13 protein-coding genes and 2 pseudogenes are annotated in these 21,582 nt (G+C 60.2%); 6 read left to right on the forward strand and 9 right to left on the reverse strand.

Annotated elements, in window-relative coordinates; genetic code table 11:
- Positions 1-83 precede the first annotated feature (83 nt).
- The 4 genes and pseudogenes from ACLH0K_RS05085 to ACLH0K_RS05100 all read right to left on the reverse strand — a co-directional run.
- Positions 84-431: pseudogene (locus ACLH0K_RS05085) on the reverse strand (Lrp/AsnC family transcriptional regulator); the annotation flags it as partial.
- Positions 432-465: 34 nt separating this feature from the next.
- Positions 466-1,332: a zinc-ribbon domain-containing protein gene (locus ACLH0K_RS05090; protein WP_411376408.1), complete on the reverse strand. Its 867-nt coding sequence runs from the start codon at positions 1,330-1,332 to the stop codon at positions 466-468.
- 84 nt (positions 1,333-1,416) lie between these two features.
- Positions 1,417-2,592, reverse strand: a pseudogene (locus ACLH0K_RS05095) (zinc-ribbon domain-containing protein); the annotation flags it as partial.
- Positions 2,593-2,963: 371 nt separating this feature from the next.
- A complete protein-coding gene (locus tag ACLH0K_RS05100; protein ID WP_411375745.1) occupies positions 2,964-3,467 on the reverse strand; it encodes an Lrp/AsnC family transcriptional regulator in 504 nt (167 codons plus the stop codon).
- Positions 3,468-3,560: 93 nt separating this feature from the next.
- Here ACLH0K_RS05100 and hisC point away from each other — a divergent pair, with 93 nt between their 5' ends.
- Both hisC and ACLH0K_RS05110 read left to right on the forward strand, forming a co-directional pair.
- Positions 3,561-4,670, forward strand: coding sequence for a histidinol-phosphate transaminase (hisC, locus tag ACLH0K_RS05105; protein WP_411375746.1), 1,110 nt, complete (start codon positions 3,561-3,563; stop codon positions 4,668-4,670).
- Between the two features lie 40 nt (positions 4,671-4,710).
- Complete coding sequence (locus ACLH0K_RS05110) at positions 4,711-6,123, forward strand: amino acid permease (protein WP_411375747.1); 1,413 nt, start codon at positions 4,711-4,713, stop codon at positions 6,121-6,123.
- A 303-nt stretch (positions 6,124-6,426) separates the two neighbouring features.
- Here ACLH0K_RS05110 and ACLH0K_RS05115 read toward each other — a convergent pair whose 3' ends face one another.
- Together ACLH0K_RS05115 and ACLH0K_RS05120 are read right to left on the reverse strand one after the other, a co-directional pair.
- Positions 6,427-6,576: a hypothetical protein gene (locus ACLH0K_RS05115; RefSeq protein ID WP_411375748.1), complete on the reverse strand. Its 150-nt coding sequence runs from the start codon at positions 6,574-6,576 to the stop codon at positions 6,427-6,429.
- A gap of 516 nt (positions 6,577-7,092) precedes the next feature.
- A complete protein-coding gene (locus ACLH0K_RS05120) occupies positions 7,093-7,680 on the reverse strand; it encodes a mismatch-specific DNA-glycosylase (protein ID WP_411375749.1) in 588 nt (195 codons plus the stop codon).
- Between the two features lie 103 nt (positions 7,681-7,783).
- Here ACLH0K_RS05120 and ACLH0K_RS05125 point away from each other — a divergent pair, with 103 nt between their 5' ends.
- Positions 7,784-10,903, forward strand: a complete 3,120-nt coding sequence (locus tag ACLH0K_RS05125) for a DUF3427 domain-containing protein (RefSeq protein WP_411376409.1) — start codon at positions 7,784-7,786, stop codon at positions 10,901-10,903.
- Positions 10,904-11,886: 983 nt separating this feature from the next.
- Entirely contained in the window at positions 11,887-12,159 is a 273-nt protein-coding gene (locus tag ACLH0K_RS05130; RefSeq protein WP_411375750.1) for a helix-turn-helix domain-containing protein, read from the forward strand.
- On the opposite strand, the gene ACLH0K_RS05135 is transcribed toward ACLH0K_RS05130, so the two are convergent.
- Both ACLH0K_RS05135 and ACLH0K_RS05140 read right to left on the reverse strand, forming a co-directional pair.
- Positions 12,143-12,313: a hypothetical protein gene (locus tag ACLH0K_RS05135; RefSeq protein ID WP_411375751.1), complete on the reverse strand. Its 171-nt coding sequence runs from the start codon at positions 12,311-12,313 to the stop codon at positions 12,143-12,145. The two genes, ACLH0K_RS05130 and ACLH0K_RS05135, sit on opposite strands and share 17 nt — an antisense overlap.
- Before the next feature lie 779 nt (positions 12,314-13,092).
- On the reverse strand, positions 13,093-13,524 hold the full coding sequence (locus ACLH0K_RS05140) for a helicase associated domain-containing protein (RefSeq protein WP_411375752.1): 432 nt from the start codon (positions 13,522-13,524) through the stop codon (positions 13,093-13,095).
- A 647-nt stretch (positions 13,525-14,171) separates the two neighbouring features.
- On the opposite strand from ACLH0K_RS05140, the gene ACLH0K_RS05145 reads away from it, so the two are divergent.
- Both ACLH0K_RS05145 and ACLH0K_RS05150 read left to right on the forward strand, forming a co-directional pair.
- Positions 14,172-15,236, forward strand: a complete 1,065-nt coding sequence (locus ACLH0K_RS05145; RefSeq protein WP_411375753.1) for a hypothetical protein — start codon at positions 14,172-14,174, stop codon at positions 15,234-15,236.
- 478 nt (positions 15,237-15,714) lie between these two features.
- On the forward strand, positions 15,715-16,761 hold the full coding sequence (locus ACLH0K_RS05150; protein WP_411375754.1) for a hypothetical protein: 1,047 nt from the start codon (positions 15,715-15,717) through the stop codon (positions 16,759-16,761).
- Between the two features lie 595 nt (positions 16,762-17,356).
- Here ACLH0K_RS05150 and ACLH0K_RS05155 read toward each other — a convergent pair.
- The gene (locus ACLH0K_RS05155) at positions 17,357-21,346 is read right to left on the reverse strand and encodes a restriction endonuclease (protein WP_411375755.1); all 3,990 of its coding nucleotides are present in this window, start codon (positions 21,344-21,346) and stop codon (positions 17,357-17,359) included.
- Positions 21,347-21,582 lie beyond the last annotated feature (236 nt).

Below are 21,582 nucleotides of genomic sequence, written 5' to 3' on the forward strand. Positions count from 1 at the left end.
AACCCAGTGGCAGACCGTGCCGTCGTCCGCAAGGTCTTGGGCAGCTACCAAAGCAGGTCCTGAATTCCGCACCTGTCGAGTTGCTAATCGCTTGTGGGGTGCGCCACCCGTGGTCCGTCCGCCCTGCGGGACTCCTGCTCGGAAAGCCGGCTGATGAGGCCGTCGTACCGGGGCGGCATGAGTTCCATGACCGAGATGGCGGTGCTGGTCCGCTGGATCCCGTCGATCTCCAGGATCTGGTTGGTGATGCGGTAGAGGTCGGCGGTGCCGCGGGCCACCACCTTGGCCATGAGGTCCGCGTCGCCGGTGGTGGCGTGCACCTCGATGACCTCCGGGATCGCGGCGAGCCAGCTTTCCACCGAGCTGAACCGCGCCTGGCTGATTTCCAGCGAGAGGAAGGCCATCAGCTCGTAGCCCAGCGCGGCGAGTGCTTCCACCCGGTTGAAGTCTTACCGACCCTGAAGATTAACCGCGATGCCGTGCCTCTGAGGTGTTAGCGAGTACCCACTCCTCGATCCTTTGGGCGGTACCCTTCATGACTTCATCCATTTGGTTTTGGGCTGCCGCTCCGTACGGCACCTTGAAGTCGATTTGCAGAAGCCGCGGGTGTTGCAGGGGCAGCGCCGGCAGGGGAAGGTTTTTGGCCTGTTCCCGGATGCGTACGACAGTGTAACCGGCATCGAGCAAGATGACGGTCTTCTCGATATCTCGTTTGACATCGTCTTCGCGTCGGTGAAAGTAGGCACCGTCATATTCACAAACGAAGGGCATCGAGGGATCAGAGGCGAGGAATCCGGCGGAGTCGACTCGGAGATGCTTGCGTTTACGCCAAGGCAACGGGAGCAAGCAGTGCGATTCCAACAGGGCCACCGAAGGCGTGCAGATGCCGAGGGCAACCCGCATGACCTCCTCCGGCTTCGACGTGGTGGTGCCGCAGACGGGACAACCGGACTTGTAACCCCCTGTCCGGGTGGCAACCTTCGCCATCCATGAATGCCCCCGGGCGCAGACCCAACTGGCTTTGTAGTTGGAACCGAAGACGACGCTGTCCGGAGTCATGTCATTGGCGGCAGCGTCCCATTCATCCACGAGATGTGGGTGTGTCGTGGCCAGATCGTTGAACCCCTTCAGGACAACCAGGTTGCTGCAGACACTGCATCCGCTGCCGGAATAGGTGCGGCTGCAAATCTTGGTTTCCCAGTCGTGGCCGTATTCACACCGCCACCACACCTTTGCCTCTGCCACCCTGGTGAATTGGTCCGGTCCTTGGGCGTTCAGCGTGAGATGCCATTGCGAAGCCAGTTCCGGTTCAAGTGTTGCCAAGTCATTCACGCCTTTTTGTACTTCCTGGCCCGTGCAAACCTTGCAACCTGTTGCATATTTGGTTCGACTGACAACGCGGGCGTGCCATACATGAAGAGGATTTGTTGGGCATCCAGTCCACTCGACTTCGAGCTGGCTGTTGGCCTGGACGGCTTCCGGAGTAGCTCCGCCCGGCGCGGAAACCCACTGACGCGCGATTGACGGGTGTGTCGTGGCCAGGTCATTAACACCTACTGCAAAAGCCCCATTGCAGACGCCGCAGGCATATGGATCAGTTTTAAGCCTGACCCTGGCCTTTACCTCGTACTGCCAGGTATGCTCTGGGTTGCGATCGCAGCCGTACCACGTCGCGACATAACTGGACCCAACGGGAACTTCGGCCGGACTGCGGTCATTCAGCGTCGGATGCCACTGTGTGACTAGGTCCGGCCTGTGGTCGGCGAGCATCAGGGTGCCACGCGTCTTTGGCGGCCTGGCTGCGGCTGCGGCGGCCCGCGCATCCGCCTTGCACCTTGAGCAGCCCGGCGCACCGCGCCGGGTGCGGTGACGAGGAGACGCCTCCCACTGATGCCCGCCTTCGCAGACCCACCAGACAGGCTTTGCGCCTCCGGGTAGGACGTCGGACGGTCCTTGAGCATTCCGCTCATAATCCCATTCCGCGGCAATGTGTGGAAACGTCGTCGCCAGATCGTTGAAGCCTGGCCATGGTGCTCGGTTATTGCAGAAGGGGCATCCCTTTCCGCCTTTCACCCGATTAGTGACTTTGGAACTCCACGTGTGCCTCTCGGTGCATATCCAATGCACGATCGCGATAGAGCCGCTTCGCACAGTCTCAGGCGTCAACTTTCCGTTGCGCGAGTGGTCCCACAATGCGGCATTGTCTGGATCGACGGTGGCAAGATCATTGAATCCCGTCTCGAGCCGACGGTTGATGCATGCGGGGCAACCTCGTCCCTCCACGGTCCTCATGCGTATTATCGCCTCCCATCGGTGCCCTTGCGCGCAGATCCAAGAGACCCGTTTCCGTGACAGGGAAGGAATGCAATGTCGGTCGACGCCGGTGTTGGCTGCAACGTCCCATTCCGGTAGCAGATGGGGATGTTCTGTTCCAAAATCGGTCACGCCCGGGATGGCAACGCTGCCGGAACAGATCTTGCATCCCCGGTCAAAAAGTACCCTTGCGTCTATCGTCTGCTTGTACGCGTGCCCCTCGGCGCAGATCCAGGTTGCCGACTTGCGGGACTGGTGACCGACAAACCGCGGGTCCATGTCGTTGGAGCGGTAGTCCCACTCAGCGAGAAGGTCGGGACGAACCTCCGCAAGCGATGTTGGGAGCGGTGCTCCGTCATTGGTATCCACTGGCTTCACCCTGTCTTCGTAAATGCTGGTGCACAGAGCTAAGCACGGAACCGTGAAATATCCAAGCCGGGATCTTGACGAATGTCATAACTTAGGGTATAAGTACTGACCTTCATTTTCTGTGTGGTTGCTGCGGGAGGGCGGTATCTGAAACGTTGATCGTACTGACGAGGGTTGGTGGTGACATGGGGGCATACCCGTGCTTGTGTACTAAGTGTGACAATCGTGGTCCCGTTTCGACATGCGAGCTTTGCCGCGGTGCCTCGGCGCGCAACCTAAGATTAGGCCGAGGGGCGCCCCTCCTGCTCGGAGAGCCGGCTGATGAGGCCGTCGTACCGGGGCGGCATGAGTTCCATGACCGAGATGGCGGTGCTGGTCCGCTGGATCCCGTCAATCTCCAGGATCTGGTTGGTGATGCGGTAGAGGTCGGCGGTGCCGCGGGCCACCACCTTGGCCATGAGGTCCGCGTCGCCGGTGGTGGCGTGCACCTCGATGACCTCCGGGATCGCGGCGAGCCCGCTTTCCACCGAGCTGAACCGCGTCTGGCTGATTTCCAGGGAGAGGAAGGCCATCAGCTCGTAGCCCAGTGCGGCGGGGTCCAGCCTTCGGCTGAAGGAGCGGAGCGCGCCGCTGCGCTCCAGCCGCGCCAGCCGGGCGTGGACGGTATTGCGGGCGACGCCGAGCGTCCGGGAGAGTGCCAGGGCGCTGGCTTCGGGGTCCTTGTCGAGGGCAAGGATGATCCTGCCGTCGAGTGAATCGAGGGTGCGAGAGTTCGCGATGGTCATATTTTCACCACAGATAGTAGAAGTTGAGCAGAAGTCCCAAGCACCAGAGCTTATCTTGCAGTGTGGCCCCGGTCACTTCCATGATCGGACGTCATGAGCCCCGATCAACTCCTGGCCGAACCAGTGACCTCGCTGCCCACCCTTCGCAGCGCCGTCACCGGGCTGCCCGCATACGTCCCGGGCCGCAGGAGCGCCGGCGCGGACATGGCCGCCCTCGCCAGCAACGAAAGCCACTACGAGCCGCTGCCCGCAGCCACCGCCGCGGTGGCCGAGGCGGCCGGCAGGATGAACCGCTACCCGGACATGGCCGCCGTCGAACTCCGCGAACGGCTCGCCCGGCAGCTGGGCGTCACCGCTGCGGAGGTTGCGGTGGGGCCCGGCAGCGTGGGCGTCCTGCAGCAGATCATCACCGGGCTGTGCGACGCCGGGGACGAGGTGGTCTTCGGGTGGCGCTCCTTCGAGGCCTACCCCATCTTGGTGGAGCTGGCGGGCGCCCGGCCGGTCCGCGTCCCGCTGGACGACGCCGAGGGCCACGACCTCGACGCCATGGCCGCCGCCGTCACCGGCCGCACCAAAGTCATCCTGCTCTGCACGCCCAACAACCCCACCGGCGTGCCGATCAGCCACGACCGGCTCGAGGCCTTCCTGCAGTCCGTCCGCTCCGACGTCCTGGTGGTGATCGACGAGGCCTACGTGGAGTACGCCGACGCCGGCAGCGGCCCCGATTCCCTGGCGCTCTACCGCCGGTACCCGAACGTCTGCATCCTGCGCACCTTCTCCAAGGCCTACGGGCTTGCCGGCTTGCGCGTCGGGTATGCCATTACGACGGCGGCAATCGCCGAAGGTCTGCGCCGCACCGCTGTGCCATTTGCCGTGAGCGCGCTGGCGCAGAAGGCGGCCGTCGCGTCACTGGACGCGGGGGAGGAGATGGCAGCGCGGGTTTCCGCCGTCAAGCAGGAGCGCGTCCGGATGGCTGGGGAGCTGGAAGCCCAGGGCTGGAAGCTGCAGCCGAGCCAGGGCAACTTCCTGTGGATCCGCGCCGACGACCAGCTGCTGGCCCGGCTCGTGGACGCGTTCGACGCCGCGGGCATCCTGGTCCGGGCCTACCAGGGCGACGGCGTGCGGATCACCGTGGCCGACCCCGACTCCAACAACCGCGTGCTCAGGCTCCTCGCAGCCCACGTGCCCTTGGCATCTCTCTGATCTTCTACCACACCGTTCCACTACAACCAGAGGACTCCCCATGGAACACCAGACAACGACGTCTGACCGCGCCCTCGGCGCCGCTCTGAAACCCCGCCAGCTCACCATGATGGGGCTCGGCAGCGCCATCGGAGCGGGCCTGTTCATCGGCTCCGGCGCGGGCATCCAGGCAGCCGGCCCGGCGGTGCTGATCTCCTACCTCGTGGCCGGCACGCTCATCATCCTGGTGATGTGGGCGCTCGGCGAGATGGCCGCCGCCAACCCGGACAGCGGCGCCTTCTCCGTCTACACCGCCAAGGCCTACGGTCCGGTCGCCGGGGCCACAGTCGGCTGGCTCTGGTGGATCCAGCTCGTGGTGGTCATCGCCGCCGAAGCACTTGGGGCGGCGGGCCTGCTGGCCACGATCTTCCCGGCCCTGCCGGTGTGGCTGATGGCCCTGGTGTTCATCGTGGTGCTCACCGCCGTCAACCTGACCAGCGTGAAGAACTTCGGCGAGTTCGAGTTCTGGTTCGCCCTGCTCAAGGTGGCGGCAATTGTCGGGTTCCTGCTGGTGGGCTTTGCCCTGCTGTTCGGCTTGATTCCCGGCGTGCAGTCGCCGCGTCTTGCCAACTTCATGGGGGAGGGCTTCGCCCCCAGCGGCTTCGGCGGGATTGCGACGGCGCTGTTTGTGGTGGCGTTCGCGTTCGGCGGCACCGAGATCGTGTCCGTGGCCGCAGCTGAGACCGCCGAGCCGGCCCGCAGCGTAAAGAAGGCGGTTCGCACGGTGCTGTGGCGCATCCTGGTCTTCTACATCGGTGCGATCTTCGTGATCGCGGCCGTGTTTCCCGTGGGTTCTGAGGGACTCAAGAGCCCGTTCGCCGCCGTTCTGGACGCCGCCGGGATGCCCGGCGCGGCCACCGCCATCACCCTGGTGGCCGTCGCAGCACTGCTTTCAGCGCTCAACGCCAACCTCTACGGCGCCTCCCGGATGGTGTACTCCCTGGCCGAGCGCGGTGAGGCGCCGCGGTGGCTTGCCTCCGTGTCGAAAGCCCGGGTTCCGGTGGTGGCTGTCCTCGCCAGCGTCATCTTCGGCGTTGTCACCGTGGTGCTGGAGCTGATGTTCCCCGAGATGGTCCTTGGCGTTCTGCTCAACGTCGTCGGATCGACGTGCCTGCTGGTATGGACGTCCGCGCTCCTGGCGCAGCTCGCGCTGCGTCTGCGCGCTGACCGCGAGGGAGTCAACCTTCCGCTGCGGATGCCGGGATTCCCGTGGCTGACGGGCCTCGGCCTGCTCATCCTGGCGGCGATCTTCACAGTGGGCTTCATTGGCGACGGTTCCCGGCCCCAGCTCCTGAGCACCTTCGGGCTCGTGGCACTGCTGGCGGTGTCGTGCTGGCTGAACCGCCGCAAGCGAGACGCACGGCCGCTTGTCGACTCCTCGAATGGTGACAAGCAGCCGGTGCTCATCGACTGAATCAGCTACCGCAACCACTTAATAGGTTCAAGACACAAGAAGAGCGCGTCCGGTCTTGCTGGGCGCGCTCTTCCAATGTGGGTGGAGCTCGTGGCGTGTTTGTCAGGATCTGGCGTTGTCGAGGTGATCCTGACATTTGCGCCATTCCGTTCCATCGCCAGGATATTGAGGATGAAGCCTGACAACGATACGCGGACTCAATCTCCTGTTGTTGCCACCAGACAGGCACGCCTGTGGCGGCGCCAAGCTATGCGAAGCCCCGCTAGCGCGTCGAATAGCTGCAAACAGGGACCCTCGTGTGAACTACTTCTTCTTCGAGGCCTTCTTGAGGGCAGCGTTTTCTTTTCTCAGCGCTGCATTCTGCTCTTTGAGTTTGGCCAGCGCGATGGAAAACATCCCATCCTTCTTGATCTCGCGCGGGCTGCGGTTTGTCGCGCCTGGTGTACGCCCCATGATTTCCTCACTTTTGCCGATAACATGTTTATGATATTTTTCGGCGCGAGAATCGCAAACATGCGGCCCGGTATGGACAGGACTGGGCTGAGAACCTAGACGAGCATGGAGGCATGGCGCGCGTGTACAAGGTTCATCTCGAAAGCCACAGCGGATTTTATCCGTGCGGTGCTAGCAACCCGCAACTCACTTCCGACAATCCGAATGACGTAACGTGCCATCTTTGCCGTAAGCGCGCGGAGTGGAAGTCGGATCCCGAAAACCAGCGTCGTGTCGCCGACGCCAACGCTTGGCTCGATTGGTATCACGCCCCGGACTGAAGGAAGGTTTTTCTTCTTCAGCCTGCCGGACGGGTGCGGCAGGGACTTGCTGTCGGTTTTGTCGAGGATGAGCGGACGGGTAATCAGCAAGGGGATAGAGCCAGTCGATACTCCCGCAGGCGACAAGACTTCTTGCTTCGATGCTCCCGACTCACGAGGTGTTGCAGGATCAGAGGAGGTAAAGAAGCGGCAACATCTAGCTTTCACAGTGAATAAGTTCAGCAAATTCCCTCCACCACAGAAGCCTCGAAGGGCGCCCGTCGTAGTCGTTCCGTCTATTGGCACCTGAAGACTGAGGTAGAACAAAGACGTCGCTCAACCCCACTTTCCACGCCTGCCGGCCCAACCCTGGACGCGGGTAATCGAAGGCGCGAGCATACGCGTGGGCAGCAGTCTTACCGTGGAAGGCAACCCAGTCTGGTTGCATTCCCAGCATCCGTTCCAGGAGGCCTGTTGCATCGAAGTGAAGACCGCGATCATGCGACTGCGACAAGGTCTTATTCAGGTCTGACAGACCAATGCGGTAGAACGGCAATGTGTGGTTATCTTCGGGCCACAGCAAAGTAGGCGTTAGCCCAGATTGGTGGAGGAGTTTCCAAAAGTCGTTGCCGAGGCCAGCATAGTAGTGACCCCGAGAAGCTGACGCTTCTCCGATAGCTGTACCAACAATTACGGCCTTGAGGTTTTCTGCCAAGATATCTGGTAACACCGCGACTCCCTTGAAGCTCCACTGTTTCTGCGCTGGAAGCGTTTCGATAGCAGCATTGTTCTTTATGCATCGCACCCAGCCCAGAATCCCAACAGCAAGGATAGAGTTTTCCCTGTAGGTCGCAACCTAATACCCTGGCGAAGTGAGTGATTCCAGTGGGGGAGGGGCAGCGGAACAGCTGCCAGAGGGCTTGTATGAACTTCTGAGCACGCACGTGCTCGGCACTCGTCTGAGTCAAGAGCAAGAACTTCAGCCAGTCTTCGCAAACATCGAGGACGAAGATTCCCCGGACATCCTCTCCCGCCACGTCGCGGATGCTGCCCGGCGTACCTTAGCAGCAGCCAAGCCAGTCGATCGTGTCGCCTTGACGAACAGGCTGCTTCAGGAACTGGACGCCGTTGATCGAATCGCCCCGGGCCCCAGCCAGCTGCAATCGCTCCACAGACTGGGCACTCTCAAGCGCCGGAAACTCCGCCGGCCCACCACCAGGTTGTCCGACTCCGCGCTTCTCACCAACGGCAAGGACGAGCCCAACCTCGCCGCGGAGCTCCGCGCGGAAATCGGGTCCGCCGACACGGTGGACCTTCTCTGCGCCTTTGTCCGTTGGACCGGCCTCAGGCTCTTGGAGCCGGCCCTTGAACAACTGAAGGAACGCGGCGCCAAGCTTCGGGTAATCACCACCACCTACATGGGTGCTACCGAACGCCGCGCCATTGACGAGCTCGTCAACCGGTACGGGGCCGAGGTAAAGATCAGCTACGAAACGCAGGCAACTCGATTGCATGCCAAGGCCTGGCTGTTCCGCCGGAACACCGGATTCGATACCGCGTACGTCGGCAGCTCAAACCTGAGCCAGGCTGCTCTCCTCGACGGGCTGGAATGGAACGTTCGCCTTAGTTCCATCGCAACGCCCGCCCTCTTGCAGAAATTTCAGGTCACCTTCGACAGCTACTGGGAGCAGCGGACTTTCCAGAGCTACGATCCGGAGCGCGACGGTGACAAGCTGGACGCTGCCCTTGAGCGCAACGGCGGCCGCCGCACAGCGGCCCCGGACGCCGCCACCGGTCTTGAGGTTCAGCCGTTCCTCCACCAGGAGGAGATGCTGGAGGACCTGGAAGCGGAGCGGCTCAAGGGTTTCAACCACAACCTCCTGGTCGCCGCCACGGGCACCGGCAAAACAGTCATCGCCGCTCTGGACTACAAGCGGCTCTGCGAAGCCACCGGCAGAGACCTAAAGCTGCTCTTCGTGGCTCACCGGCAGGAGATCCTCAAGCAAGCGCTGCGCACCTACCGTGACGTCATGAAGGACGGCGCCTTCGGTGAGCTCTACGTGGGGGACCATAAGCCGCGGGAGTGGAAGCACATCTTCGCGTCCGTCCAGTCGCTGTCTTCCCTCGGCATCGAGCAGCTGGAGCCGGATTTCTTCGACGTCGTCGTCATCGACGAGTTCCACCACGCGATGGCGCCCACGTACCACCGCCTGCTGGACCATCTGAAACCGCAGCAGCTCCTCGGACTCACGGCGACCCCCGAACGGGGCGACGGCGTCGACGTCGCCAAGCAGTTCTTCGATGGCCGGACCGCCAGCGAGCTTAGGCTCTGGGACGCTCTGGACGCTGACCTGCTGGTCCCGTTCCACTACTTCGGCGTCTCCGATGACGTCGACCTGAGCCAGTTGGAGTGGAAGCGTGGCAATTACGACACCACCCAGCTGAGCGCCCTCTATACGGGCAACGACGCCCGCGCCGCCAAGGTGATTCGCGAACTCCGCGACAAGGTCACCAGCACCGACCACATGCGGGCCATCGGCTTCTGTGTCTCGGTGCAGCACGCCCGCTACATGGCCGAGGTGTTCAATAGGGCCGGCATTGCCTCCGTCGCCGTCGACGGCACCACTGACAATGCTGACCGCGAGGAATCCCTCCGGCGCCTGGGCAAGCGGGAGATCAACTGCATCTTCGCCGTCGACCTTTTCAACGAAGGTCTGGACCTGCCGCAGGTGGACACCATCCTGCTGCTCCGGCCCACGCAGAGCGCCACTGTCTTCCTCCAGCAGCTGGGACGCGGGCTGCGCCGCGCCGAGGGCAAAGCGGTGCTGACGGTCCTGGACTTCATCGGCCAGCAACGCCGTGAGTTCCGCTTTGATCTGCGCTATCGGGCACTGACCGGCTACGGCCGCAAGGAACTGGAGAAAGCTGTCGAGGACGAGTTCCCGTACCTGCCGTCCGGCTCGCAGATCGTGCTGGACCGGGTGGCGCAGAAGGTGGTCCTGGACAACATCAAGGCACGGCTGCGGTTCAACCGGGCACAGCTGGTCCGGGACATCGCCTCGTACGCCGAGACGGAGCTGGAGGCCTATCTGGAGCGGTCGGGGAATGACATGAAAAGGATCTACCGCTCCACCAGGGACTCATGGACCGGCTACCTCCGGCAGGCCGGGCTGATCGAGGGGCTTTCACCCCTTGAGACCGTGCTGCGGGGGAAGCTCGAGGAACTGTCGGACGCGGAGGAAAAGAAGCTGCTGGGCCGCATGGCCGCATTGATACACGTGGACGATCCGGAACGTGCCGCCGCCTATTCCATGCTGGTTGCCCCCGACGCGCCCCGTTATGCGGAGCTCGGTATGCGCGAACAGGCTTTCGCGCGGATGCTTTTCTACACGCTGTGGGATGACGGCGGAGGATTCACAACGTACGACGACGGGCTGGACCACCTGCGCAGCTACCAGTTTGTCTGCCGCGAGATCCGCCAGGTGGTGAAGCTGGGAGTGTCCGCCTCGAAGCATGCTGCGAAGAGCGTTGGCGCAGGGCTGCAGCACATACCGCTGCTGTCCCACGCCACCTACCGGCGCGAGGAGGTTCTAGCCGCATTGCAATACGGTTCGCTGGAGCAGGGCAAGAACGTCCAGCACCGCGAGGGCGTTGCATGGTGCCCGGCGACGTCCACTGACGCCTTCTTCGTCACCCTGAACAAGGACGACAAAAAGCACTCCGCGACCACAATGTACAGAGACTACGCCATCAGCCCGGAACTGTTTCACTGGGAATCGCAAAACGCAACGTCCCCGACGAGCCCGACGGGACAGCGCTACCTGGACCGGCTGAAACACGAGTCCCATATCCTTCTTTTTACTCGTGACGCTGCCGAGGACGAGACCGGCCTGACCGTTCCCTATGCGTGCCTTGGCCCGGTTGATTACGTCCAGCACGCCGGTGCGAAGCCGATCGCGATCACCTGGAAGCTGCACCGGCCGATGCCGGCAGATGTGTTCGCCGCGGCTGCTGCGGTGGCGCATTGAGGCTATGCAGGAACAGAGCGACTCCAGACGCAGCCAGAACGAATCGAATTAGAGATCATGAACCTGAGTGCTGGGCCTGACATTGGGGCCAATACCTCAGCCGTAGCGGTAATCTTTGCTGTCCTGCAAGTGATCAGTGCCAAAAGAAACGTCACAGAAAATTTGAAACATGTGGTATCGCTACTGGCGGATTTTAGATGAAATGACGGACCGAATGAATTTTGACCAAACTCCGAGGCTACGACGGACGAAGGCGGTGTTGCAGTGATTTATCTTCATTTTCCGAAGATAAATTGACTTAAAAGCAGGAATCCCTAATATATAGGATTTTAGGCGCGTAAAATAGTCTATATCCATCAAGCGAGCCTGGCGGATCATCGCCTGACAAGCAGCGTGACGCCGGAAAATCGGCTCACACCCTCAACACCCACTCACCATCAGGACGACCGGGGGAGTCCTCACCGGCCCGGGGCAGGGGCTGAAGGGGTCGTCCCAGGTCCATTCCAGGGCGTTCTGCTGCTCAGCACGCACAGTGTCGTCTCCGGGCAGGGCACCCAGGGTGATGTGGGTTGGTACGGGCCGAGGTTGAATGTAAACCTTTAGGTGTTGTCTCCGTCCCTGCTGCCGATGTAAGGAGTGGCGCGGTAGGTGGGCGGCGCGACACTTGGTCGCAGGGGCCGGGAAAAGCTTCCGTTGGGCAGCTGCACCCACTGATCGGACTGCCGCAGACGGAGCAGGGGCCGCAGCGGGTTTCACGGCCGAACAGCCCTCCTCAGTGCACAACTGGACTTTATCCAAGGCCCCCACGTCACCCTCAACCTTCACTTCGAGGCCGCTCACGTAGCCAATGGCCGGGACAGGCCGTGCAGCAGCTCGCGGCAGGCAGGGTCGCAGCCAGCAGTACAGCGATTCCCAGGATCCCCGAACCCGTCTTCATGGCGTGAGTACGTCGGCTTTGCGTCGTCCACACATAGGATGAACCGGTGACCGATAAACCCAAGAAGCACCGCTTCCTGACCATCGAGCAGGTAGCCGAAGAGCTGAACGTGAAGGCTAGCCTCGTCCGGGGGCTCATCAAGACCGGGGAGCTTCGCGCCCTCCAGGTCGGTGCTCGCGGTATATGGAGGGTCGGCCGTCAGGACATCGAAGACTACATCGCTGATGCGTATACGCGGACAGCTGAGCGCAGCGCGGCCGGGGAGCTCATGGATGACGTCGAGCCCGACAGCGAGTGCCCTCCTACTGGTGCGGCCTGACGATCAGGGTAACGAGCTGCGGTTTGATCAGGTCAGGGCTGGTGAAGATTAGCACGTAGGTGCAATCGCCATCTGTCCCGGAGAAGGCACAGATGGTGATGACGCCGATGGCTTTTGAGGGCCGCCAGCACGTACCCTCGGTCCTCAACTCCAAGTCGACTCCAGACACTACTGTCGTCAGATCTTCGACGGCGAGCCTTTTCCCGGTGTCCCAGCGCCGGGAAAGATGCTGGGGCACGGGTTGGTGCGGATGCACAGAAACCGCTCCGACCGGACTATGTCAGCCTCAAGTTGGCAGTCCCGGGGATGGCGAAACGATCCACCCGGGAGAGCATGTCCGCAGTGACCCCTTCCCGGCAGAACGGACCAAAAAGAGCTCCGTGGCTGCAAGAACAAGGATCAGCGCTAGGACCAGCCCGGTTCTAAGCTTCACTGGATCCCCGATCTGTTTCACAATGGACTTCAATCAGCCGCGGGCATCGCACTTTGTCGAAAACCTTCGGAAGGACGGCAGCCACATCATCACGGCATCAGCAACTGTCAGCGGAAGACGTACGAGGACCAAAGCAGTGGCTGCCGCCGCTTGGCCGGCCGGTACCTGGGGGCGAACATTGCGCCCAGCACGCTAAGAACAGCAATCATTGTGAGGACAGTCCTCGCCCACTCTGCGCCGCAGCGGGCATAGACAGAGCAGCAACGGCCTTCAGTGCCGTCGTTACTGCGCCAACCAAGAATAGCGACGAAGGCATCACCCGGAGTAATGAACACTCCGCTTAGTGCCAGCGGCACGACTCCACCGACAAAGGTCCTCGCCAACCACAGCCACATGCTCGAGCGGATGGTCAATGCAACCGGCGACGAACTGTTTAGTCTGGCTCGATACTGCCCATACTTCCCCACAGTGTCGCCGCCTTACGCCGCCCCAGGCTGAGCCTACGTGGGGGAGGGCGGACCTGGGGCCGCTGGGATGTGTGGTTCGCTGCTCGCTCTTCGTCTGGCGCTGCCCTGCCGCCATCCCGGGATCATCTCGTTGAGCTGGTTTTTCCTGGCCGCGGTCAATTTCCCGGCACGGTAATCAATGCGCTGGGTGTGAAGCCACACCCCCAGTACCCGTTCTGTCTGGTCACTTGTCTTGTTGTGCCTGGGCCAATCGTGGCCGGCAACCCTGTAGGCAGAGACCTCAGCCAGGCGCCGATTCCAGCGCGCTTCGTCATCAGTTTGTTTGGTGGAAGGCCTGCTCCAACCAGGGATGACATCGAGAGCCTCAGCGTAGACAGGGGATAGGGTGCCCTGTGCTGCTTCCTGACGGCGACGGTGCAACCATGCAGCTAGGGTTCTTTCCCGGGCTGAGCGCCTGGTGGGCAACCGGCCTTCGGCTTTGTAGAACGCAATTATATCTGGGAGATTGCCGACGTCCTCAAGGTCGAGTTGGCCGAACTGTTTGTGGCTCCTTCAGACCCATCAGCCACAGAATCTCACCATTCCGGCCGTGCCCAGCGCAGGAATGGACGTATGTCCAGTGACCCTAATCCGGACCAGGGCAGGCCCGACAGTAGGTGAGGTTTGGTGCCGATGAGCAGCCGGCATAGCGGGATCTTCATGTCTCCCACATGGATGTAGCTGTCGTCCAAGTTATGAGGACTGCTTCAGGCTCACTCCTCCTGTTGAATATAGCCATGCCCGATAAAACCGAAGCGCCTCAGCCCCCACCGCTCTACCTCTTTCGCGCCAAAGGGGCGAACAGGATCAGCCATACGGGTGCGTCTCGCATTTCAGAGGCGTTCGATAAGGAAGCTGCTCCAACCGTAGGAGCAGTTTGTGTGGCTGTGCATGCTGGCCACGGCTACATCGGTGATCTGGACGATGAGGATCTGGCAGAGGGAGACGTCATCATTGCCCTCGCGGTTGTACGTGGCATCGCGGGGGTGGCAAGCGGAACAGTGAGAGCGACACTCACTCCCATTCATCCCCTGTCGGCTCCTGTCCCGCTAGGCCCTCTGCAAAATGAGTCCATGAAACTCGGAGACGCGCCAGCCAAGTTCCATGCACGGAAACTCGACCCGGCAATTGCTGGGGCTCTGATCAAACACCTCAGCGGCCTGGATCCCTATATCTCCATCTGGCTGGAGCGGGTCTTCGGCACACCGCGCACGTTCCCGCCGCAGGTCGAGCAATCCCGGGCGGAGGCGAGGGACGCCGTGCAACTCGCGGCTCAGCTCGCGGAGATTGAACTTCCATCAGATGCCTTCGTGTCGCCGCGGGCAGAGACCGAGGACGAGACACTCCTCCAGACACTGCTCAACATGGGGTACGAGCTGGACCTCGAAGAGGAGCTTCTCCCACTCGACCTTCAGCGCTTCGACGGCAAGCTGGTTGGCAAACAGCGCGCCGCGAGTGTCGCTGTGTTCACGGACAAGTGGGATCAAAAAAAGCTGGTCGTTATGTCTGTCAACAAGAAGCCGATTGAGCTGGAGCTTGGAGTCGATCTTCTCTACTGGGACAAAATCCACGACTCATTCACCTTCGTTCAGTACAAACGGCTTGAGAAGGTCCCCTCGCACCGACCCTCCGGTGGCTCGGAATGGGCCTATAAGAGGAAAGAGGAAATCGAAAAGCAACTCAAGCTGATGCCGGCTGGAAAAGATTCTCCGGCGATGGCGGCTGATTGGCGCGCCTTCGGGACACCGTTCTGGTTCAAGTTCGTTCGGGGCGACGCTGGAAGTGTACTAGACGGCAAGACTCTGAAAGGAATGCACATCCCCGCTGACTGGCTGCGACTCGCAATGAAAGAAGAAACATTCAAATCTGGCCCAAAGGGCGGATTCCGTGTCACCTACGACAATGCCAAGTACCTCGGACGAACCGCATTCACGCAACTGATCTCCAGAGGATTTGTTGGCACCGCAGGTGCACGGTCCAAAGCATTCAAGAGGGTTTTGCACTCAAAGAAGCGCGAGCTAATCGTCGCGGTGCGCATGGACTGGCAAAAAGATGAGGAACCTCTCGGCATGACGAGCGCAAAAGAGGCCGTCGGTGCTCGAGCGGCTTTCGGGCCCCCCGAACTGCCCTTTGAGTAAGTGGCCTGATTTAGGCGTGGAACGGGCACGGAAGGCTCTGATGCTCCGCCCGCGGATTCGACCCATGCCGCGACTCCGCAGCCCGGTCAACGCGTGGATCTTACGGAGACAGAGCCTCCAGCAGAGTGACCTCGAGGGCACTAAGCATCGGGTTTGAATTACAGGAGCAGCCAACTATAAAGAAGCTGCGACGCGTCCTCCGAGCGGCTACGGGATTGATTGAGGTCCTCATAGGTTTCCGGTGAAGAATCTTTTACCGGAGGCTCGTGCCGTCGCGGGGGCGGCAAAATGGGACTCCACCAAGAGCGGGGAGGCGGGCTGAAGCAATCGGACGACAGTACGCTGCTGTCGCGTCGCGCCAAGCTTAGATGCGGGCTCAGCTTGGAACCCGGAGGGCCTGGCAGCGAGTTGACATATTCAACTACCTGAAGCCTTAACATCAAGGACTGCATGGCAGACCTCAGCCGCCGTTGTGGACGTGGTCAAATGGATCGTGGATATGAAGCTGAGCGAATTTAGAACAGGGCTTGAGTCTCTCAACGAGGCGTACAACGAAGTAACTGACCAGTTGCGGATTGAGGACTCTGAAACGAACGGCGTTATCGACGACGTACTGCGTATCTGGTGGGAAGTTTTTACTCCGGACTATGGGTTTCTTTCAACTTATGAAGAATCAGTGTTGCGAGACAAGAAGTCCATTGAGGGTCACAAGGAGACGGTCGAGCAGCTGGGGAACGCTCTGCGGCAACGCGACTCTAAAAATATCGAGCTATGGAGTGGATACCTGCTCAGCACTCTGCAGAAATACGTGGTCAAAGTGGCAGAGACGGCTAAGGATAAAGCCGCCAGGTTAGAGGGTAACGGGGAAAAGACAGAAGCTTCAAACGCCCGGGACGACTACCGCAGGGCCTCCTTGTTAAAGACGCGTATTGAACAGGCGAAGCTTTCACAACACCTTCGGACGGCCGCAAAGAAAGCGAATGAGATAGTCCGTGAAGTCGAGGCGGCAGCAATCAGCGCACAGACAGCTGCTGGCTTCGTATCGGGGGCCGAGTTAACCAAGAGGTTCGAAGAGCTATCGAATGACCATCTCAAGTCGGCATGTATATTCCGCTGGTTAACTGCCATCGGAGTCATTGTTGGCATCGCTGGAACGTACTTCCTCGCCTTTGTACCAGGCGTTTCTGACGGCGAAGCAACGACAACAGGAGATGCAATTCTCCGAGTCTCCCTCCTGGGTGCTGTCCTAGGCTTGGCGACCTACTTCGGTAGGCAGGCCGCATACCATCGCGATCTAGGGACTTGGGCTAGGACGATCAAAGAGCAGCTGCTCACTTTTGACGGTTACGTCGAACCTTTGCAAGATGAGTCTCTTCGCGAACAGATGAGGGCAGCGTTCGCTGCCCGCGTGTTTGGTCCATCTCCCGAATCAAAGGAAGACTCAGGTGTCACGTTGAGTTCCTCATTTATGAGCGAACTGATAGCCGCGGCCGGCAAGTCTGGTGCGAATGCTGCCAAACCCTAGTTGGAGACCACCCTCTATATGCGGCTCATTGTCGTAGAACTGGACGACGGCGAAGTCAGCGTCTCGAAGTAGCGAGTGCTCGACGTGCCGTCAGCGTCAGAGCATTGCCGTACCAAGGTGCCGTTCGAGGTCCTCATTTACCAGCATGTTCGTTGCTGTCATCAAGAGAGCCGAATTCGCCTTCCTACCCAGCGCCAGTCGGGCTAGTTCCCAGCCCTAGTAGAACCAGCATCACATGCAAACTGGACGACGGCGAATCGGGGAGACCAGAGACCCTATGCCCCGTCGCCCGGCCCTTGCCTAGGCTGGACGCGTGGCAGACATCCTTTACTCCGGGCGGACATTCTCTATCTCCAAGGACGTGGACATGGAAAGTTTGACAGCCGTCATTCTCGACTCCTATTCCCAAGGGCGCACTCCTGGCTCACCCTCCCTTCAGCTGGTGGCAGTGGGGAGACCCTTCGGGTCTTAATAGGGCCAGGGATTGCCGTGGCCATCGTCGACGACTAGTCGAGAGGAAGTTGCGCATGAAACTTGGAACCGAAAAGGACCGTGATCCCGAAACCTAGCACAATGGTTGGTTCGCCGAGGTGGTTCAGCCGAACTCCTCGTTGAAGCGGTCTTCGATCTGAGCAATCTGCTCCGCGATATAGTTGGCGGCAGATTCGTACATAGTCCTTAATGCGTCTAGGTCTTCTGCCGCGGCCGCACGGGACGCAAGAGTCAGGGCGTGATTGAGATCCTCCGAGATCCCATTCTCGAAACCGGCAACGCGTACATGCATGGCGTCAGCCAGTTTCCGCATCAAGTCCGCCACTCCGATACCGGTAGACAAAGCCCTGGAAAGGAGTTGGCGCGCAACCAGAGGATGTTGCAAAGGCCAGATTGGAACGTCGTAAAGCAAATCGACGAGGTTTATCAGCGATTGGCTGTCGAGGGTCTCGATTGCACGGGCCACCGCCGCGGCCTGCAACGAGGTCATCCCGGAGCCCATCACGAGACCAACAATTACTCTGGCACGATCGTCGTACGTCTCTCGGGCTCGTCCTACTAGCCATGCGACCAGCTGAGCGTGGTTCTGATCAAATGCGTCTGCCAGACTCTCCACTTCGAAAGGGAGTGGATCAGAGCGATCTTGGTACATGAAGTGTTCTAATACAGCCGACGGAAAATTATGTGCAATTCCCGCACAGGTTAGCTGGACGGTGTCATCATTCCAATCAGCCCGCCCGAGCAGTCTCAGGATAGCTAAGGCCCCCTGTTCATCTAGACTTTGCCCCCAGCTCAGCCCGTCGTAGCGGGCCGCAGCCTGTATAAGACGGGTCGCGCTGAAGCTCGAAATGTCGGCTCCCAGCAAGAGTTCGACGACGTTGGTGGGCTGCGCAGCTAAAAGCTCGTGACTGCCCTGGAGGAAGCGATTCCGCGTCTTGTCGTCGGAGTCTCCGATGCCTATGTTGAACACTTCCAGGAAGCGGTCTCCTCTTCGTGTCCATCCGTAGCGGTCGAAGGCAACTGCGATGCTGTGCCTGACTCCTGCCCGTTGCAATGAAAACTCACCAAGCCAATGCAGCAAGCTCTCTGCATCCTGATCACCCCAGACACCCAGCAAGAGGCTGAGTCCTTCATCTAGCGGCCCTTGGGGCCTGGCAGCAACGGCTCGCACCAATGCGCTTACTCGGTTCGACTCTGCGGCTGCCAGGGAGCCAAGCAGAGCATCGAGACCCGGGACTGAAGTCTGGTTTGCAGCCGCGCGCTGTATGTCTCGGCAAGACTGCTCGATGGCGTCAAGGGCACGGTCAACATCACCCAAGTCAGCAAGAGACTGCACCACGCGCGCTATACGCTCGGCCCGCTCTTTGTCACGCCTGCTGATTAGAGCACTAATGCTGGCGGAATGCTCAGCTTGATACTCCTCTTCGGAAAGGCCAGCTCTCCTCTGTGCCTGACTGGCGATTGAAGCCTCTATGTCTGCAAGCGGCGGTACGTTGTCACCTTTTCTATCGGTCGAAAGCCCAATAAAGCCTCCCAGTAGGGCCTCGGCGAGGTCATCGCCACGCTCGTCCAAGTTGATTAGGAGTGTCAGGGCAGAAAATCTAACCTTGGCCGAACGAGAGTATTCTGCAGACCACTCGACTTGACGCCGAATCAGCCGCCGGACAACTGCACTTCCCGTGTTGTTAGCGGACGCCGTTAGAATCTCAAGAGTTTCAAGATCGTCCTCCTCCCAAGCCTTGACCTGGTCGTCCCGTATTTCGTGGCCGAACATGCCCCGAGGTTCTCGGAGCGCGTCCCCGAGCAGTCGTATCGCTGCGCCGGCTCGCCAGATGTCCGGTCCCGATGCCTGGACGAGCAAGGTTTGTCTCACTGCGTCACGCAGGGAACGAACTGCTTTCGGTGCGACCAAAAACGGTGTGATTGAGATCTGCCGGCGACTCGTAGCCACGTACCTGGAGCCCTGTTTGGCCAACAACGGCTCGAGAGCGAACATGGGAGTATCGACGTCATCCGGCCTACCAGGCTCGGCAAGCCACACGCTGACTCTCTCACTTATGCGGATTGGAAATGACGGGTCGGGAAGTTCCCCCAAATTGCCGAGATTATCGGTTATCACTCTGGCCGGATGATCTGAGTGGGGATTGGTAGCTCTCGTGTCCCGCCTACGAAAGTCCCACAAGGCATCTAATGCCTGCTCGAGAACATCGGGGGCATTGGAAGCGCATTGACCGTAGAGCTTACTCATTCGGTGCTCGACGTCAGAAACTGTGAGCGGGGGCAAGCCGGCTCCTTGCCGAACAAACTCATATAGGTCCCCTGAGGCTAGCGGTTTCGCTTGCGCCGCGAGTTCGGGCGCTGCAAGTCGTTGCCGGACGACCTCCAAGAGTTTTATTAGCAAATGAGGTTGGGTATAGCCGAGAGGTTCTAGAGTCGTGAGCGCGTTAACGAGACCAGCTAAGTTTGCATTGGCAATCTCTTCATGTAGAGCAGTCTCTACCGACCCGATTATCGATGGACCACCTTGTCTCTGAAGTCGCCAGTCGAGTTCACTCAGCGCCACGACTAGGCGTGTGCGGCACAGCCCTCCAAACGTATTCCAAAGCCGCGAGGCAAAACCGGTGTCATGCCCGCTTATTGCACTTTCTCCCTCAAGTACCTGGTCTGCGAGCACGTCTGGTGCCACTCTTGTAAAGCCGCTACGAGCCACGAGTACACCCCGGTCTTTCAGTAGCGCGATCAGTCGGAGAAACGAGCCCACATCGAGTTCGCTGAACGAAGCCATTTTGGAGCGGAGAACATCGTCTTCGTCATCAACCGGTCCTAAGGCTGCGAATACGGCCAAAGTTTGACGAACTTTGTGGCCACTGAAGTCATTCAGATTCTCAGTAAGAATCATCTGATACCGCAACAGGATTTGCTCCCGGAAACCTTGGTCTAGAGCCAAGTGTCCGTTGAGCTCGCCGCAGCGCACCAGATTGAGTGCCAAGACTGCTACGAAGGGGCTGTCCTGCGCTTGCTCAACCAAATGTTCTATGAAGGCAATAGAAAGCTCCAGGCCGTCAGCAAGGGATCTTACGAGCTCTCGAGCCTGCCCGCGGCTGAGCTCTCCTATGCTGACTTCCTGGATCTGCTGAGTGCGAATCCCTGATGCAACTAATTCGGCTCGGACTTGATCCCGGCCGGATTGACGCGCGCTGAGAATAAGCTGAGTGCCAGCTGTCCGTCGAGCATACTGAAGGAGGGGGGCCAGGGACGAAGGGTCGCGGTGAGCGTCATCGACCCAGATAACAGACGGAGTGTGCGGGAGCTCATGAAGGACGTCGGAGTCCCAAAGACGGCCCGGTGAGAGGCAAAGCACCTGCACAGTCGGGTTGCTCCGACCGTAGCTTTCCAAGGCATGGGTGACGAGGCGAGTCTTCCCCCGGCCACCGGGCCCCGTGACGAGAATTATTGGTGGCCAATCACCTGCCCGGTCCAACGATGTACCTAAGGCCTCTAATTCTTCAGTCCGTCCTACAAGTGGGCCTTGGTCGTTCAGCAGGTTGTTTGGGTCCTGCCGACTGATGGCGTAGTCCTCGACAGGGAGCAGGGCGTCCTCAGCAGCCATGTTAAGTAACTGCTTGCGAATTGGGATGCCCCAAGTTGTATCCAGCACCTGACGCCGTTTATGCAGGGGAAGATCATCCAGCATCCGGCCGAGGCCTCGTTGATCCAGCAACTGCCACTTATCGTGCCTGCGGATCTCGTTGCGAGCGGCCGAGGAAGCCTCGCCGGAATACGTCAGGTAGTACTCGTCGGCTTCGAAGGTACATTCTGCAACGATTTCCCTTACCTGAGCAGCTGTAAGCCTGTCATATCGCTTGCACTGCCACGCTGCCGTCTTCCCGTCGCTCCAGGTCCCTTCGAAGTCGATTCCGTCCTGTTTGTCGCCACGCCTACCCCAACGTTCAACTCTTACGACTCGACGGAGTGGTTCAGGACAGGAACGGTGGGCACTGAGCAGTCGCTCTGTGAAATCTTCGAACTGCTCGGGGGACAGCTGGGGTGTAGGAGGCAAGGTGGAGTCCTTGCCGATAGGGGAGTCGGTCACGCAATCTCCTGGTCAATTCATGCTGGCGTCATGCGCCGAGATTCCTCTCGCACCTATTATCACGCGAACCTCGCCGCACGCTTTCCTTGGTGTGATCTTGGTTGCACTCCCCACGACATCAGCGCTCCTTGTCCAGCCTCTACCCATTGATTCGCCAGTACATTCGGTACACAGTGCTGCGAGCAAGGCTTGCTGCTTCATGTGCCGCGCCCTGCAGAACGGCGGGGATGCCTTGG

This window comes from Arthrobacter sp. MPF02 (assembly GCF_046605375.1).
Taxonomy (GTDB): Bacteria; Actinomycetota; Actinomycetes; order Actinomycetales; family Micrococcaceae; genus Arthrobacter.